Below are 16,143 nucleotides of genomic sequence, written 5' to 3'. Positions count from 1 at the left end.
TTTAAAATTTATAGATTAATGATAAACTAAATAAGGTTCCTAATTGGCTGAAGTGATATCCTTCATAGGTCATTTGAGAATAACGACGATTGAACGTGATCAGGTTAAATTGTGATTTTACTTGAGCTGGATTATTCAAAATTGCTGTTCCGGCTGCGTTTTCGGCTTTAAATTTCCATTGGGGCAAGACATTTAATGCGTTATTCACATTAAGTGCTAATGTTATTTTATCCGTTGGCGAATAACTGATTTCTATATCAGTAACTGTTTTTGGTGTAAACTCAGTTCTTAAATTTGGATCAAGACCTTCTTGTTTGAAAGTAACTTTTCCAAAATAGGTGTTGTTAAGTGATAACTTAAATTTTTTAATTGTATAAGTTGTTCCCAAAATCCATTTTGTTTTAGGCCTTGATGTAAACATTAAAGCATTAAGTGTTGGCCCAAAATTATCACTTGCAATGGGTGAAATCCTTTTATTTTCAAAAGTTATGTTTCCTGACAAATGGAATCCTAATTCTCCATTTCCTAATGACGTACTGCTGTAATTCATTACTGCATCTAAGCCTGAAGTTCTCGAATCGAATGAATTTTCAAACCAGGCAACGTTGCCAAATTGTGTAGCTACATTATCTCCCAAGATGATTCTGTCTTTTACTTTGATATTATAATAATCTATTGTGAAATTTAATTTTTTAAAAGGGCTGGCTCCTATTCCTATAGTAATGTTAGTGGATTTCTCAGCTTCTAATTTTGGGATACCTAAAATGCGCGCCTGTGCAGAAATATTATTAATTAAGCCATTGATCTGTATTCCCTGCCCTGCTACGAAGGAATTTTGTGATTTTTGGGTATAAATTTGATGTAAAGTTGGTGCTCTAAATCCGGAAGAAATAGAGCCTCTTAAGGAAATCTTATCGTCAGAAAATTTATACCTGGAACTCAATTTCCAAACCGTTGCAGCTCCAAAATCGCTATAATTTTCATAACGAACCGTGCCGTTTACTAAGAAATTTTTGGTAAAATCATAAGCCAGATCAAAGTATCCTCCTAAATTATAGCGATTCCATTTACCAGAATTTTCAGGTGTATTTCCGGAAAAGGAATCAGCACCTTCTCCCTCCCAAGATGCTTTGTCTCCTTGGGTAATTGCAAAAGTTTCTGTTCTAACTTCAGAACCAAAACCAATACTTATTTTATCAGATAATACTTTAGAAATATCTAAATTACCCACAATGTGATTAAACGAAGCTCCTCCCGGTTTGAAAGATATTGGGCTGTTCTCTTGGTAGATATTAATTTGATTGGAATCTTTTAATGCCGATCCGTTTTGAGAATTTTCGACAGTATAAGTTTGTATATTTCCACCAACGGTGATGCTGGCATCGGCATTCCAGCCATTCTTTAAAGCTTTGTATCCCAGGGTAGCATTGTAATCGTTCAAATCTCCAGTGAACGTTGGGAGATATCCTTTATAAGAAGCAGCTGTACCATCGCCAAAGAAATCTTTTAAATAAGTTGGATAAACAGAAGAGTTACTCCAATTTGTGATAGTGTTATTTTCAAAAGGATTTTTTATTGATCTCCAATATGGGGTTCTGTAGTTCGCAAATGAATTTACTTTTTTATACACATAAGCAGCATTATAATACAACTGTGTTTCATTAGATAAATTTTGTCCGCCGTTTACCAAAAATTTTACTGCTGCTGTTTCTGGGGTACCATTGATGTTTCCTCCATCCGGTTTTTCCTTTAAAAAATTATCGACGGCTTCTCTTCCTGTTAGATTTCCTTGATTTATAGTGGTTAATTTGGCATTGTAGTCTGAGGAACCTCTGTATTCTTCAAATATTGTATTAATTTGGGCATCAGTCATTCCAGTTATATTGATACCATTAAGAGTATTGTCATTGTTTACATAACTAGATGGTTTAGTCGGAGATATCAGGATGAAGTCATTAAAGTCTCCTTCTGCATCAACTTTTCCGGGTCTGTTAGCCAAGTTTATTTTTGAGAAATCTAAAGTATAATTTACAAAACCGTTATCTCCTGCTGAAGATCCATTATTTAGGCTTACGCCAAACAATTCGCCATCACCTTCAGCGGTAATGCCTGTTTTAAAAGTTAATGAGCCGTTATTAATTCTCTTCTTTAAGATAATATTTAGTACTCCGGCTATTGCATCAGAGCCATATTGAGCTGATGCGCCGTCCCTTAGAATCTCGATCCTTTCTATAGCGTCAATTGGTATTGCAGAAAGATCAACACCTGTTTCCCCTTGTCCGGGGGATGTTTGAACATAAAGTAGAGAACTTAAATTTTTTCTTTTTCCATTGATAAGTAGTAAGGTTCTACTAGGTCCCATATTTCTAATTTCGTACGGATCAAGTAATGATGTCGCATCATTTACAGGAGTTTGAACCGTATTAAAAGAGGGAATTTTGTACTGTAATACTTTGTCAAAAGTTGCTTGTCCGGTGGAAGTCAGATCTACAGCTGATAATATATCTATAGGAAGTGTCGTTGTGGTGTTGCTTCTGGGCGTAGCTCTTGTTCCGGTAACCACAACTTCGCCAAGGCCTTGTCCTCCTTCTTCAGATAAAACCACATTCAGAATTGGATCTGTTGTGTCATATTCTTGTTTGGGAAAATTATAGAAACTAAAGACTAAAGTAGCTCCTTCTTTCACATTAATCTGGTATGTTCCATTGATATCTGTAGAAACACTGTTGTTGGTACCTTTTTCGGTGATGTTGACACCTGACAAAGCGACGCCCGCGTTATCTATTACAATACCGGAAATTTCTTTTTGAGCATATAGACACGTGACGTTTAGCATAAATAATAATAAAATAAGTTTTTTCATAATTAGTTGATATCGGTTTTTTTGATTGGAAATCAATTGCAACATCATAATTGTAAAAAGAACCCATTGAACACTTAATACAGAATTTAAGTAAAAAAGGGACAATGAAATGAGCTATTATGAAATTAAAAGGATGGTTTCCTTTTTAAAACGAGGCTTGTTAGGTTGAGTTTATTGTAGTTTTTCCCTTATTGATCCAATCGGTTAGGTCTATAACAAAATCTAAATGTTTTAGTTAGGATTGAAAGTTCTATAATTTGTTTATCGCATATTTTACTAAAAATTATGACCGTCAATCGGATATTGATTACCAATTCATAATAGTTCTATAATTCCTATTGCTTGTGTTGGAGTATAGCTAAAAGTCTTAAAATTATGTCGCGAAGGCACTTTAGATTTAAGTTTAAATCGGAAGCCGTCTTTTGAAATTATACAAATGGAAACGCTTGATTTTAAGTCTAATACTACACTTTTATACTATGTAAATTTAGTTAATTTAAATTAATTAACTTAAATTAAAAGACTGTTTTTTTATGAAGAGTAACTGTAAACAAAAATATTAATGACAACCACAATCGTCATCATTACCGCAATTCTTATCTGATTTTTTCCTTTTGAAAAAGAATTTTCGTATCAAAAAGGCAAGCGCAATTGCGAGTGCTGCAAAAGCTAAAATTTCTTGAATATCCATATGTAAAAATAAGAAAAAGCAACCGATACCGATTGCTTTTTGAGTTAAAGTAATATCAAAGTTTTTACAGCTAGACTATTATTCTAAATGGGTGAAGAGGCTTATTTCAGGATTTGATAAGCAATCAAAGCCACAGCATAGGCAAAACCAGACATGAATATTAATTGTCCGGCTGGCCATTTCCAAGAATTGGTTTCTTTTTTTGTTACGGCAAGTGTACTGGCACATTGCATGGCAAAAGCATAAAACAACAATAAAGAGATGCCTGAAGCAAAATTGAATATCTTTTCTCCTGTTGCAGGATTGATTTCAGCGGCCATTTTGTTTTTAATAGTAACTTCATTATCGCTTCCTCCTACACTGTAAATGGTTGCTAATGTTCCCACAAAAACCTCTCTGGCTGCAAATGAACTGATAATAGCAATACCAATTTTCCAATCGTAACCCAAAGGCGAAATGGCAGGTTCAATAGTTTTTCCCATTAACCCGATATATGAATTTTCTAATTTTTGTGATGCTACTGCATTTTCAAACTCTGGTTCTGAAAGTGGATTTCCCTTTGTGTTTTCAGTAACAATAGTTTCGGCATTATTAAATTTTTCTCCTGGCCCATAAGAAGCCAAAAACCATAAAACTATAGAAATGGCTAAGATGATTTTACCGGCTCCAAAAATAAAAGCTTTGGTTTTCTCAATTACATTAATCCCTACATTCTTGAAAAGAGGCAGTTTATAATTGGGCATTTCTACTACGAAATATGTTTTTCCTTTTATTTTTAAAATTTTATTTAAAATATAAGCTGAAAAAATAGCCATTCCAAAACCTAAAAGATACAACAACATCAGTGTCATTCCTTGCATGTTAAGGAAACCCAAAACGCGATCATCCGGTATTACCAAGGCTATGATAATCGCATAAACGGGAAGTCTTGCGGAGCAGGTTGTAAAAGGGGTTACGAGAATGGTAATGAGTCTTTCTTTCCAGTTTTCAATATTCCGTGTAGCCATAATTGCTGGAATGGCACAGGCTGTTCCTGAAATAAGTGGCACAACACTTTTGCCAGATAGACCAAATTTTCTCATGATTTTATCCATCAGGAAAACCACTCGGCTCATGTAACCACTTTCTTCGAGTATCGAAATAAACATAAACAGAAAGGCAATTTGTGGGATAAATATCAAAATCCCCCCAATTCCCGGTATGATTCCCTGCGAAATTAAATTGGTTAGCACTCCAGCTGGTAATTTTTCTGCAGCAAGTGTACTCAAAGAAGCAAAAGTACTGTCGATGAAATCCATCGGAATTTTAGACCATTCGAAAATGGATTGGAAAATAACAAACAAAATCAAAAAGAAAATTACGTATCCCCAAACTTTATGTGTTAGAACACGATCCAGTTTGCTGCGGAAATCTTTCGCAACAGAGGTGTCGACTTTTAATCCTACTTTCAGTACATCATTTATAAATTGATAGCGTTTTATTGTTTCTTTTTGTTGCAAACGTTTCAAATCTGAATGCGATTTGGTAAGCGAACTTCGGATTTCATTTCGCTCTAAATTAAGGAAGTTTACATCCTGAGTAATCACTAACCACAGTTTATACAATAATTGGTTGGGAAATGTTTTGCGTAAATTATTAAAATATTCAGTGTCAATGCTCGATGCATTCAAACAAGGTTCGCTGGAAATAGATTTATAACTAACAATCAATTTTTTTAATGTATCAATTCCAAAGCCTTTTCGGGAACTAATTAGTGCAATTTTTGTTTTTAAATGTTCTTCAAGATAAGGAATGTCAAGTGTTATTCCCTTATAGGTCATTCTATCAGCCATGTTTATGACCAGAATAGTTGGGATTTCTAAATCTTTTATTTGTGTAAAAAGTAATAAATTTCGTTTTAGATTTTCAACATCGGTGACTACAAGTGCCACGTCCGGATATAATTTATCGTTTTTGTTCAGTAATAATTCAATAACTACATTTTCGTCAATCGAACTGGCGTTAAGGCTATATGTTCCTGGTAGATCCAGAATATTAGCTTTGGCATTATTAGGTAATTTACAAAAGCCAATTTTTTTTTCAACCGTAATTCCAGGATAATTTCCCACTTGTTGGTTCAAGCCAGTCAGCTGATTAAAAACCGATGTTTTACCCACATTTGGGTTTCCTATCAAAGCGACATTGATGTTCTGATTGCTTACCATAAATTGGTTTTAATTATGTCAACTTCAATTTCTTTTGCTGTTTCCACACGAATAGCAACATATGAACCATTTATATTCAAATATAAAGGATCGCCAAAAGGAGCGATTTGAAGCAATTCAACCAAGTTACCAGGCAGGCAACCCATTTCCAATAATTTTAATGGAACGGTATCAATGTCAAAGTCTTTTATAATGGCTTTTTCGCCTTTTTTGAGAGAATTTATCGTTGTTTGCAAGCCTTATTTAGATTGAATTAAGATTGCAAAAATACACATTATAATACAAACATAAATGATAATTATCACATTTGTAATATATTTGAAATAAATAAGAATACCCTGAAGATGGGCGCTACTTTTGAAATATAAAAGGAAAGTAAAGAAGAATAGCCTTAAGATACGTTATTCGTTGCTCAGAAAATTGATGTCTGCAATCAAGCGCTTTATGTCTTCTTTATTTGTTCCGTCATAAAATCCGCGAACCCTTTTCTGTGCATCCACCAAAACAAAATTTTCGGTATGAACCATGTCGTAAAGTTCGCTTGGTTTTCCCAATTTGACTGCCAAATAGGACTTTCTGGCCATAGTGTAAATTTCTTTTTTGTCTCCTGTAACCAAGTTCCATTTACGATCGATAACTCCATGTTTTTGAGCGTAAGCTTTCAAAACCGGAATGCTGTCAGTTTCGGGGAAAACAGTATGGGAAAGCAGCATCACCTTTGGATTATTGACAAAAGCTTTTTGAATGTCCGCTAAATTGGTTGTCATTTTTGGACAAATGGAGCCACAGGTGGTAAAGAAAAAATCAGCTACATATATCTTGCCTTCATAATCTTTTTGAGTGATGGTTTTTCCGTTTTGATTTACAAAAGAGAAATCAGCGATGGTGTGGTATTTACTTATATATTGAACAGTACTGTCCACCAATTCCGGGTTTACATCTGACGGATTAAAAATGGGAAGCGACTTACTGGGTTTAAGAGCAACGTAAAACAAGTAAATCGTTATGATAGAAAAGACTAATAAAACACCAAAAAATTTTCGATATTTATAAAAAATAGATTTCATAAAAGTAATTTGATGCAAAAATACAAAAAGGTAATTTTAAAAAAGAATCTCTTTTAATTTTATCAAATTTTAAAATCAAAAAAATATAGAAAAGCGGTGTTTTACGAACAAATAAGATTAAATTTTTTCGGATTCTTTTAATTGCCTGTGATAGCAAAATTTACCTAAGTTCAAACTAATGTTTGTAGTTATTCATTTATTTGTCACTTTTAAAATGTAAAAATCAAATTACAAAAAAATTGTCTTCCATGTTGTAGAAATTGTTTTGGACCACCAGTTCTTATATTGGGTTGATAAAATTTTGAATCAAATACATTCGTTACAAGTAATTGTGTAGTGATTTCTGAATCATATACTTTTATTTTTACATAAGAAAATGTCAAATCAACCTTTGAGTAAGATGGAATGGTAATTATTTGTATAATGTCTTTATTGCCATGTTTTGCTTTAATTTCAGAATAATAATTGATTCGTGAATTTATTGCAAACCGATCAGTTGCGTTAAACGTTAAACCTCCGGTTATTCTATGCGGATAAACACCAAGGTTTACGGTATTTACTCCAGCATAATCATCAGCATCTTTGTGAACATAAGAATAACCAATTTCAGTTTTTATTTTTCCGATTTTATAAAACAATTGACTTTCAACACCAAAGATGTTTATCACTTTATTTGAATTTCTAAAAACTAATGTTTCGGCAGGTTCAATAAAATTTGTTGCTATATTTTTATAGGCAACAATATTCATTAATAAATTGCTTGTAAACGATTGGTTAATTCCAACTTCAAAAGTATTCATTCGTACCGGATCAAGTTCAACAGCCACATCGTTTACTGTTAAGGCGCCAAGTTCAAAAATATTTGGTTCCCGGAAAGCTTGGCCAAAAAGAAATTTAATTGAAGTTTTTTGAAATGGTGTATAAGCCAAGCCACTGCGAAAGGTGAAAATTGACTTATAAATATTGTGATGATCAAATCGTCCGCCCATTGTGAGGTATAATTTATCAAATAGTGTTTTCTGCAATTGCAAAAAAAGTGAATTTTTATTCTGACGGAAAAATGGTTTACGCATACTATTTTCAATAGAGCGAGTTTCGTTAAAGTCGGGATTTAATCGATCTGTAGAAACTGCGATTCCTAATAAATCAAACATATCAAAAGTATAACCACCAATAATAGATAAGGTTTGACTTGGAATGTAATTTAATTGTATGTTTCCTTTGTATCTTTTTGAACCTGAGCTTGATTGCTGTGAATAGACATCCATGAAATTTTCTTGAATTTCTTTATCGGTAAGCGGTACGTCTGGATTATGTCCGTTTTTTACAAGAGTGTCGTAAATAGCCTTATTAAAAGTAGTGTTTAGCCCCCAGAATCTCTCTTTGTAAAATTGAATTTCGGCATTAATTTTAAGTTTGTCCGTGATTTCTTTGTTTATTCCGGCATAATAGAGTGCTAATTGGCGATAATCGTATTGTGCTTTATAATCTAATGCTATATTTTCAAGTCCTTTACCGCCCCTAAGCTCAAATCCTTCTATTCCCAGATAATATCCTTTGTAAGAGATTTTTGCAGAATACGGAAGTGACCAGCTACTCTGTTTGTATTCTTGATTTAGGGGAAACGCTTTCGCTGGAACTCCTTGCCTAAAATTTATTGTGTCTTTAATAAATTCTTTATAATCCCAAAGATTACTGCGGAAATATCTAATACTACCACTAATACGAAAATCATTTAAATTTTTTCCAAAAACGATGCTTTGAGATTGAGTCTGCTGTGTTCCAATGCCAGCATGATACTCTATTTTATTAAAGTCAGAGGAATCATTTTTTGTGATGATATTAATAATGCCTACCAAAGCATTTGCGCCATAAAGAGCAGAAGCTGGACCTTGCAGAATTTCAACCTGTTTTATGTTATGCGTTGCAAATTGTGTTGCAATAAATGTTTCGGAAGCAATTAGATTTTGCATTTCTCTTCCGTTCACCAAAAGGAGCGTTTGTGAAAAATTACTTAAAAAACCACGTTGTCCGCCAAAAGCAAAAACGTCCGTTCTTATGACTACGACACCAGGGACATTTTCCAATAAACTTTTTAAATCATTGTATCCGTTTTCAATAATATCTTTTTCAGTGATAACATAGACGGTCGCTGGTGCAATTTTCCTGCTTTCTGGTTTTTTTGAAGCGGTTATTACTTCAATATTCATTAGTTCATTCAAACTGAGTTCGAACAAATCGATATCAGTAATCAATGTCATGTTTAAATTTATTACATCACTGGTGATTTCAATAATTTCAATTCTAAAATTTTCTTTTGTAAATTCAAGTGTCCCATTAGATATTGGCACTTCAATTGAATACTTTCCTGCAACATCGGTAAAAGTTGTTAGGGCTGTATTTTTTACGCTAACTTTTACATTTTCAATTGGTTTGTTTGTTTTGTCGGTTATTTCGCCAGTAACTATTTGTTGTGCAAGTATTATATTTGTTGTTAGAACCAATATAACAGATAAAAACTTTTTCATAATTTATTTTTCAGTTATGATTAAGTAATCTCAATTAATGCTATAAAATATTGTCTTCTGTTTGGTTTTAAATGACCACTGGTAGGTTTTGGACGATGTGTTTGTTCAATCTCTATTTTTTTTGACTTTAACGATCTTGAAAAATAGTTTTATGGCATTTGCAATTTAGTTTTGAGAGAATGACAATAAATCGTTTTTTAGGATTGTTACGCATCATATACTTGTTTATTTCGCGAACTGTTTTTTCATTGTAGAAAACTAAAAACTGTTTTACCGTAGTGTAAGTTTTTACTTTCTTCTTCTGTCTGGAAAGAATTTTATTTTTGGATGGACCATGCAAGTGCCAGGCATCTAAAGGTTGACTCCATCTCGCGCCTTTTTTTTTGTTTTATACGTACGGTCAATTCCACTTTACTTTAATGTGTTAAGGGTTTCGCTGTCCATACCATTTTTGGTGGTTTTAGTGTACTAAAGTTAGTGAATTTTTTGTTTGCAAGCATTGTTGTGTAATAAAAAAGATGCAAAAAGTCAAAAACGAAAGAGGCAGCGAGAAGGAGCGCAAGATATAAATTAAAAGAGATCGAATGTTTTTATCTGACAATGATGGATATATAGTATTTACTCTTTTCGTCCTTTCCTCAAGGAATAATTCACCATGTACAATCCACTTAAGGTAACTGTACCTCCAATTGCAATAGCTACATTGAGTATTTCTCCAAAAACTATTGCACCTAAAATCACGGCAATAATTGGATTGATATACGCATAGATGCTACTTATTTCTGCAGGGAGGTTTTGAAGTGCATATATAAATGCGATGAAGGTAAGTACTGAACCGAAAACAACTAAATAGCCGATAGACCACCATGAAATAGCCGGAATTGAACTTAAACTAACGGATGATCCGGTTGTTTCTGTATATGCAAAAAGCAAAATACTGGACATGAACATTTGTAAACCTAGACTAAAATAAGGATTAAAACTAGCTGCTTTTTTCTTAGTGTACAAAGATCCAAACGCCCAGGTTAAAGTGGAAATTATCGAAATGAAAATCCCAAATCTAAAATCAGGAATCAAGAAATCATTTAAATGGTCGTAGAAGATAACACAAACGCCACCAAAACTTACAATCAAACCAATAACTGCTAATCGTGCCAGTCGTTCACCTCTAAAAAAAGTAATAATAACAATCCATAAAGGTACAATAGCTCCAATGATCGCTCCTAGCCCGCTGCTGATGTATTTGACACCCCACGTGCTTAATCCGTTACTTAAAACAAAATTAAGAATACTTAAAATAATGATAGCTTTCCATTGTTTTCCTTTTGGCCAAGGTGTTTTCCTGAATAAGAAAAAAGTAATGTACAGAAAACCGCCAATGAACTGCCTAATGGCAGCTAATTGTAATGCGGGCATATGTTTTACGCCTTCTTTTGATGCAATCCAAGTGGTGCCCCAAAAAAAACTGACCCAACATAAAGCCAGTATGGGTAATCCGATGGCGTTAACTTTAGATGAAAAAGCATTTTTAATTTTAGTTCTCACGTTATAATTGTAGTTTGGAAAAAGTATAGCCCAAAACGGTTTCAATTTTTTTACTTAAAATGGTTTTTCCAATTGATGGATTTGAATGGTTAAATTTTGGAATAACCAAATTTAAATCCTTTGCTTTTTTCGTGTAATAAGCGGAGCGGGAAGGATGGGAGGGGGCTACCGCATTGAAGGTTTCGTTCCAAGAATTGGTTTCAATAATTTTCAGAACAATACCTATGCAATCCTCCTGATGAATTAGATTTACAGGTGCATCCGGATTATCGAGATTCTCACGACCAGCCAGAAATTTTATAGGATGTCGGTCTTCGCCAATCAAACCTCCAAAACGAAGAACAGTAGTTCTGAAATTTTCGTTGCTCTGTAAAAGTTGTTCCGCCTCAAGTAATTGTTTGCCTCCTTCAGTATCCGGATCTGCTACCGTTTCTTCTGAAATGTAGCAGGCACTTTCGCCATAAACGGACGTTGAACTTATGAAAAGCACTTTGTTTATGGATGATTTTTCTATAAAAGGAATTAGGTTTCTGATTTTTGAAACAAAGTTCTCTTTTTCAATGCCACGAAGTTTTGGGGGGACATCAAGTATCAAAATTTCAGAATTTTCTAGAAAACCGGTTACATTTCCATCCGTTTTATAAGCTGAAAGTACAACTAAAAAAGGATTGATTCCTAAATTCTGTAACAAAGGGAGTTTCTCCGGTGAAGTCGTCGATCCATTAACTGAAAAGTCATTTTCTAACAAGACTTTAGCTAAGGGTAAACCCAACCAGCCACAACCCAGAATGCTAATTTTTATCATTTTTATTTTAAATTTTTAAATCGCGGCTCGGCATTCCATCCAGTTTGTCATCCTGTGTTCGTTTTTTGAAAAGACTGAATTGATTTGAAGTAAAGTACCAAAACGTTCAACAGTAGAAAGGAAAAGATAAAACTAAAAGTACATTAGTTAAAAGTATTGTTCGCGATGCTTACTCATTTCTATATCTGCGCTAGACGATTTATTAGACATTATGACCTCTATTTTGGATTGGTAAGTCAAAAGAAGTTTTCTTTCGGTTACTCTTTTTTCTAAAAACAAAGTTATAATAAAAACAGTAATTTTTGCTGGTATTGATCGCTCAAAATTAAGTTTTGTTGGTTTTATTTGACATGATGCTTTCTAATAAAAATATCATTATTCACACCTTCTGACTTTTTATAAACTCATAACTTCATAAGTCCCCGACAAATCATTAAATTTGTAGCTTATTCAAAGACATGTTAGAAAAAGAAGTAATAAATTTCGAAAAAACGGCTATAGTTGGTATTGTAACTCAAAATCAAAGTGAAGAAAAACTAAATGAGTATCTTGACGAATTAGAGTTTTTGACCTTTACCGCTGGGGGCCAGGTAGTGAAACGTTTTTCACAAAAAATGGAGCGCCCGAATCCCAAAACTTTCGTGGGAACAGGAAAAATAGAAGAAATCAATCTTTTTGTAAAAGAGAATGATATTTCGACATTGGTATTTGATGATGAATTATCGCCTTCGCAGCAAAAAAACATATCTAAAATCATCGATTGTAAAATTCTGGACCGAACACATCTTATACTTGATATTTTTGCACAACGTGCCGAAACTTCTTATGCGAGAACGCAAGTAGAATTAGCACAATGTCAATATTTATTACCGAGACTTTCCGGAATGTGGACTCACTTAGAGCGTCAAAAAGGGGGGATTGGAATGCGTGGGCCTGGGGAAACCGAGATCGAGACAGACAGACGTATTGTTCGCGACCGAATTTCACTATTGAAAGAAAAAATAAAAAGCATTGATAAACAAATGGGTGTGCAACGTGGTAATCGCGGAGCTATGGTTCGTGTGGCTTTAGTAGGTTATACCAATGTAGGGAAATCTACCCTGATGAATGCTATAGGGAAAAGCGATGTGTTTGTAGAAAACAAACTTTTTGCCACTTTAGATACCACCGTGAGAAAAGTAGTAATCAAAAACTTGCCTTTCTTGCTTTCGGATACGGTAGGATTTATAAGGAAATTGCCAACACAGTTGGTGGATTCTTTTAAAAGCACGTTAGATGAGGTTCGTGAAGCCGATTTATTATTGCATGTAGTTGATATTTCGCACCCTGAATTTGAAGATCAAATAGAATCTGTAAATAAAACATTATTGGATATTAAATGTAGTGACAAACCAGTCATTATGGTTTTCAATAAGATTGATGCATACAAACCGCTGACGATTGATGAAGATGATTTAATGACTGAAAAAACGCCAAGACATTTTACACTGGAGGAATGGAAGGCGACGTGGATGAACCGCGTTGGAGAACAAAATGCCTTGTTTATTTCGGCAACAAACAAAGAAAATTTCGAGGAATTCAGAGAACGAGTTTACGAAGCTGTAAGACAAATTCACATTACCCGTTTTCCTTATAATAAATTTTTGTATCCTGATTATAAAGATGCTGTTGAAAAAGAGGAAAAAGAGGAAGAAATAGAATAAAAAAATAAAAAGACCTTTTGAAATTTTCAAAAGGTCTTTTTATGTAAAAATGGGTAAGTTTTTTAGAAGCCGTAATTAACCCCTAAGCCAAAGACTTCTCGCACCTGCACAGCTTTTACTGAATTGTCATCGTAAATTGCTTGTACGGCTATATTTGCTGACAGGTATTTGTTTATTTTCATGATTACATTCATTTGGTAATCTACATCAACGTTTTGAGGATTTTCTAAATAATTAGAATAAAGATTTAACCTGTTCTCAATAGATACATTTGTCATTAAATGTATTTTATAGTAACCCGCAATACTTGCGCCAAATTCAAATCTTGAGGTGTCTCCTTGTAAAACACCAAAAGAAGGACCAAATTCAGTAAAATGACCGTGGACTAAAATTAGTTTTGCAGTCGCCGGAGAAAAGTTAACACTTAAATTATTGCTTTTTTTCCACCACATTCCAGGCCCAAATTGAAAATACGCAGGTGAAAAAAAATGAGAAAGTCTGACTTCATTTTTATCATAACCAGCATCCATCTGTGTTTTGAAATTAAAAAACAGGGAGTAATACCATTCTCCTTTTGCTTTCTTCCCCCAAAGGGAGTTCAGTTCTAAACGATCATCGGTCTTGGCTATTTTTTCATCTCCTTTTATTTTGGTTAAACCGTAGGCTGCAATGAATTTATTGTCCCAGACTACATCTCCTTTTTTATAATTGAAATCGTAATTAAGTCCAAAATTCCCCGCAATATTTGAAGTTCCGCCGCCCAGCCACTGTTTGTTGTATGCAGATTGGTTAAAAAGTAAAGAAATATTCCCTTTTTTTGTCCAAATTTTTATTGTGTCTGTTGCTGTTTCTTCTTGCGCATAAATAGAAATTGCCGCGAAAAATAAGACTAAAGAAAACACTATTTTTTTCATGACCTTATATTTTAAATTTTACTTTCAAACTATAAAATTAACGTGTATTATTCTTTTTTGTGTGCTTTGTATAATGGAACAGCAGAACATGCCTCGCCATACATAATACTTCGTGCAAAAGGTTGTAAGTAGTGCGCTGCCAAAACATAAGCCCGCATCGGAACCGGTTTTCTGGAACACCCTTTTATAATAATGGGCTTATTTTTATATACCGAATAATCAATTTTAGACAATAATTCTTCATAAAGAGAGGCGTCTAAGTCCTCTAAAGTTCCATTGACGATTTTCTTTGCAAATGGAGCTAATTGAATGGCAACCAAGATTGAAGCCCAAGCAGGAACAATGGCATCGGTACTGCAATGGATTCCTACATACTGATCTTGATATTGTGACCAGTTATGGTTTTTTAGCTGTTCTCGAAAGTCTTTTTCTTTCAATAGAAAACCTTCCAGAAGCCATTGCGAAATATCTATTTGCGTACGGATCCCTTTTGGATAGTAATCTTCGAGATCGAAAACTTCCAAAACGCTATTGGCAACTTTGTTTATTATTTCTTCCATTTTTTTTAGTTTACAGTCGCAGTCCCAGACGCAGTTGAAAAACTGTAAGCCGCGACTGCAGACTGAGTACTTTCTAAAGCATTCCCAATTCTAGTTTTGCTTCTTCACTCATCAAATCTTTGCTCCAGGGCGGATCGAAAGTAATTTCTACTTCGGCGTCTTTTACATTGGTTATTGATTTTACTTTTTCTTCTACTTCTCTTGGTAAACTTTCGGCAACTGGGCAGTTTGGAGAGGTAAGTGTCATCAGGATTTTTACTTCGTAATCCGTATTGACCATAACATCATAAATCAATCCTAATTCGTAAATATCTACAGGAATTTCAGGGTCGTAAATAGTTTTTAATGTTTTTACGATTGATTCTCCCAACTCGGCAGTGTCTATAATTGTTTCTTCCATTTTTATTTAGTTTTGTGTGTTGAATGCCAAAGCATACATTTTTATATTTTTTATCATTGAAACCAATCCGTTGGCGCGAGTAGGTGATAAATGTTCTTTCAGACCTATCTCATCGATAAAACCCATGTCAGCCTGCAGAATATCAGATGCTGTTTGATTGGAAAAAGTACGAATTAATATTGCAATAATTCCTTTTGTCAAAATGGCATCACTATCTGCCGTGAAAATAATTTTATCATTGTTTTGTTCTCCCTTCAGCCACACTTTAGACTGGCAGCCTTTAATCAGATTGTTTTCTGTTTTGAATTCTTCTTTTATCAAAGGAAGATTTTTCCCCAATTCGATGATGTATTCATAACGTTCCATCCAGTCATCAAACATAGAGAATTCATCCACTATTTCTTCTTGTATTTCTTTAATTTTCATTATTCTTTCTTAGCAAATGAAGTTATTTTATTTACGAATTTCTTAATTTGTTTCGGTGGGAAACCATGATCAAAACTTGTCGTTTCATAAGCTTTGTCTTTGTAGGTGATTTTCAAATTGGCAATTGCCGCACCGTCATAGAAACGTTTTTCAGTTGGCGCTTTTAATTTTGCCAAACTATCCAACTCCACTGTTTTAAAGCATTCTACTAGCTCTTTCCAGTCTGCATCCGATATTTTTTTAGGTACAGGCTTGTCATGACCATCTCTATCCTTTGAAATAGTAACCATCTGATTCTTCACAATTATTTTTTGATAAAAACCTCTGGTGTTGGCTTCATATTCAATTATTGCAGTTTCAATTTCTTGTGCCTTGGCACTGTCGCAACTTTTTCCAAGAAAAATTGTCAGGAATAATAAAGATAGTATTTTCATAAT

The 16,143-nt window shown here is 33.9% G+C and carries 13 protein-coding genes; 1 reads left to right on the top strand and 12 read right to left on the bottom strand.

Annotation, left to right across the window (positions count from 1 at the left end; translation table 11 throughout):
- Position 1: 1 nt before the first annotated feature.
- The 7 genes from ACNQGN_RS03700 to ACNQGN_RS03670 form a co-directional block, all read right to left on the bottom strand.
- Entirely contained in the window at positions 2–2,863 is a 2,862-nt protein-coding gene (locus ACNQGN_RS03700) for a TonB-dependent receptor (RefSeq protein WP_417986506.1), read from the bottom strand.
- Positions 2,864–3,655: 792 nt separating this feature from the next.
- Entirely contained in the window at positions 3,656–5,758 is a 2,103-nt protein-coding gene (feoB, locus tag ACNQGN_RS03695; protein WP_417986505.1) for a ferrous iron transport protein B, read from the bottom strand.
- A complete protein-coding gene (locus tag ACNQGN_RS03690; protein ID WP_417986504.1) occupies positions 5,752–5,994 on the bottom strand; it encodes a FeoA family protein in 243 nt (80 codons plus the stop codon). Before ACNQGN_RS03690 ends, feoB begins: the two co-directional genes overlap by 7 nt.
- Before the next feature lie 165 nt (positions 5,995–6,159).
- A complete protein-coding gene (locus tag ACNQGN_RS03685; RefSeq protein ID WP_417986503.1) occupies positions 6,160–6,825 on the bottom strand; it encodes an SCO family protein in 666 nt (221 codons plus the stop codon).
- A 209-nt stretch (positions 6,826–7,034) separates the two neighbouring features.
- Positions 7,035–9,353 (bottom strand): TonB-dependent receptor, encoded by a 2,319-nt coding sequence (locus tag ACNQGN_RS03680; RefSeq protein WP_417986502.1) that lies wholly within the window; start codon positions 9,351–9,353, stop codon positions 7,035–7,037.
- 618 nt (positions 9,354–9,971) lie between these two features.
- Complete coding sequence (locus tag ACNQGN_RS03675; protein ID WP_417986501.1) at positions 9,972–10,898, bottom strand: DMT family transporter; 927 nt, start codon at positions 10,896–10,898, stop codon at positions 9,972–9,974.
- 1 nt (position 10,899) lies between these two features.
- Positions 10,900–11,703 carry a Rossmann-fold NAD(P)-binding domain-containing protein gene (locus ACNQGN_RS03670; RefSeq protein WP_417986500.1) on the bottom strand — a complete coding sequence of 268 codons (804 nt, stop codon included), beginning with the start codon at positions 11,701–11,703 and terminating at the stop codon, positions 10,900–10,902.
- Between the two features lie 458 nt (positions 11,704–12,161).
- On the opposite strand from ACNQGN_RS03670, the gene hflX reads away from it, so the two are divergent.
- Positions 12,162–13,406 carry a GTPase HflX gene (gene hflX, locus ACNQGN_RS03665; protein ID WP_417986499.1) on the top strand — a complete coding sequence of 415 codons (1,245 nt, stop codon included), beginning with the start codon at positions 12,162–12,164 and terminating at the stop codon, positions 13,404–13,406.
- Positions 13,407–13,468: 62 nt separating this feature from the next.
- On the opposite strand, the gene ACNQGN_RS03660 is transcribed toward hflX, so the two are convergent.
- From ACNQGN_RS03660 to ACNQGN_RS03640, 5 genes are all read right to left on the bottom strand, one after another.
- Positions 13,469–14,320, bottom strand: a complete 852-nt coding sequence (locus ACNQGN_RS03660) for a DUF3078 domain-containing protein (protein WP_417986498.1) — start codon at positions 14,318–14,320, stop codon at positions 13,469–13,471.
- 47 nt (positions 14,321–14,367) lie between these two features.
- Positions 14,368–14,880, bottom strand: a complete 513-nt coding sequence (locus ACNQGN_RS03655) for a DUF2480 family protein (protein ID WP_417986497.1) — start codon at positions 14,878–14,880, stop codon at positions 14,368–14,370.
- Between the two features lie 73 nt (positions 14,881–14,953).
- A complete protein-coding gene (locus ACNQGN_RS03650) occupies positions 14,954–15,280 on the bottom strand; it encodes an SUF system Fe-S cluster assembly protein (RefSeq protein WP_417986496.1) in 327 nt (108 codons plus the stop codon).
- A gap of 6 nt (positions 15,281–15,286) precedes the next feature.
- Positions 15,287–15,706 carry a SufE family protein gene (locus ACNQGN_RS03645; protein ID WP_417986495.1) on the bottom strand — a complete coding sequence of 140 codons (420 nt, stop codon included), beginning with the start codon at positions 15,704–15,706 and terminating at the stop codon, positions 15,287–15,289.
- Positions 15,706–16,140 (bottom strand): hypothetical protein, encoded by a 435-nt coding sequence (locus tag ACNQGN_RS03640; protein ID WP_417986494.1) that lies wholly within the window; start codon positions 16,138–16,140, stop codon positions 15,706–15,708. Before ACNQGN_RS03640 ends, ACNQGN_RS03645 begins: the two co-directional genes overlap by 1 nt.
- Between the last annotated feature and the right edge of the window lie 3 nt (positions 16,141–16,143).

The organism is Flavobacterium rhamnosi, assembly GCF_048286515.1.
Classification (GTDB): Bacteria; Bacteroidota; Bacteroidia; order Flavobacteriales; family Flavobacteriaceae; genus Flavobacterium.
The sequence above is the reverse complement of the archived record's forward strand: the minus strand, read 5'-3'. Positions and strand labels throughout refer to the sequence as shown.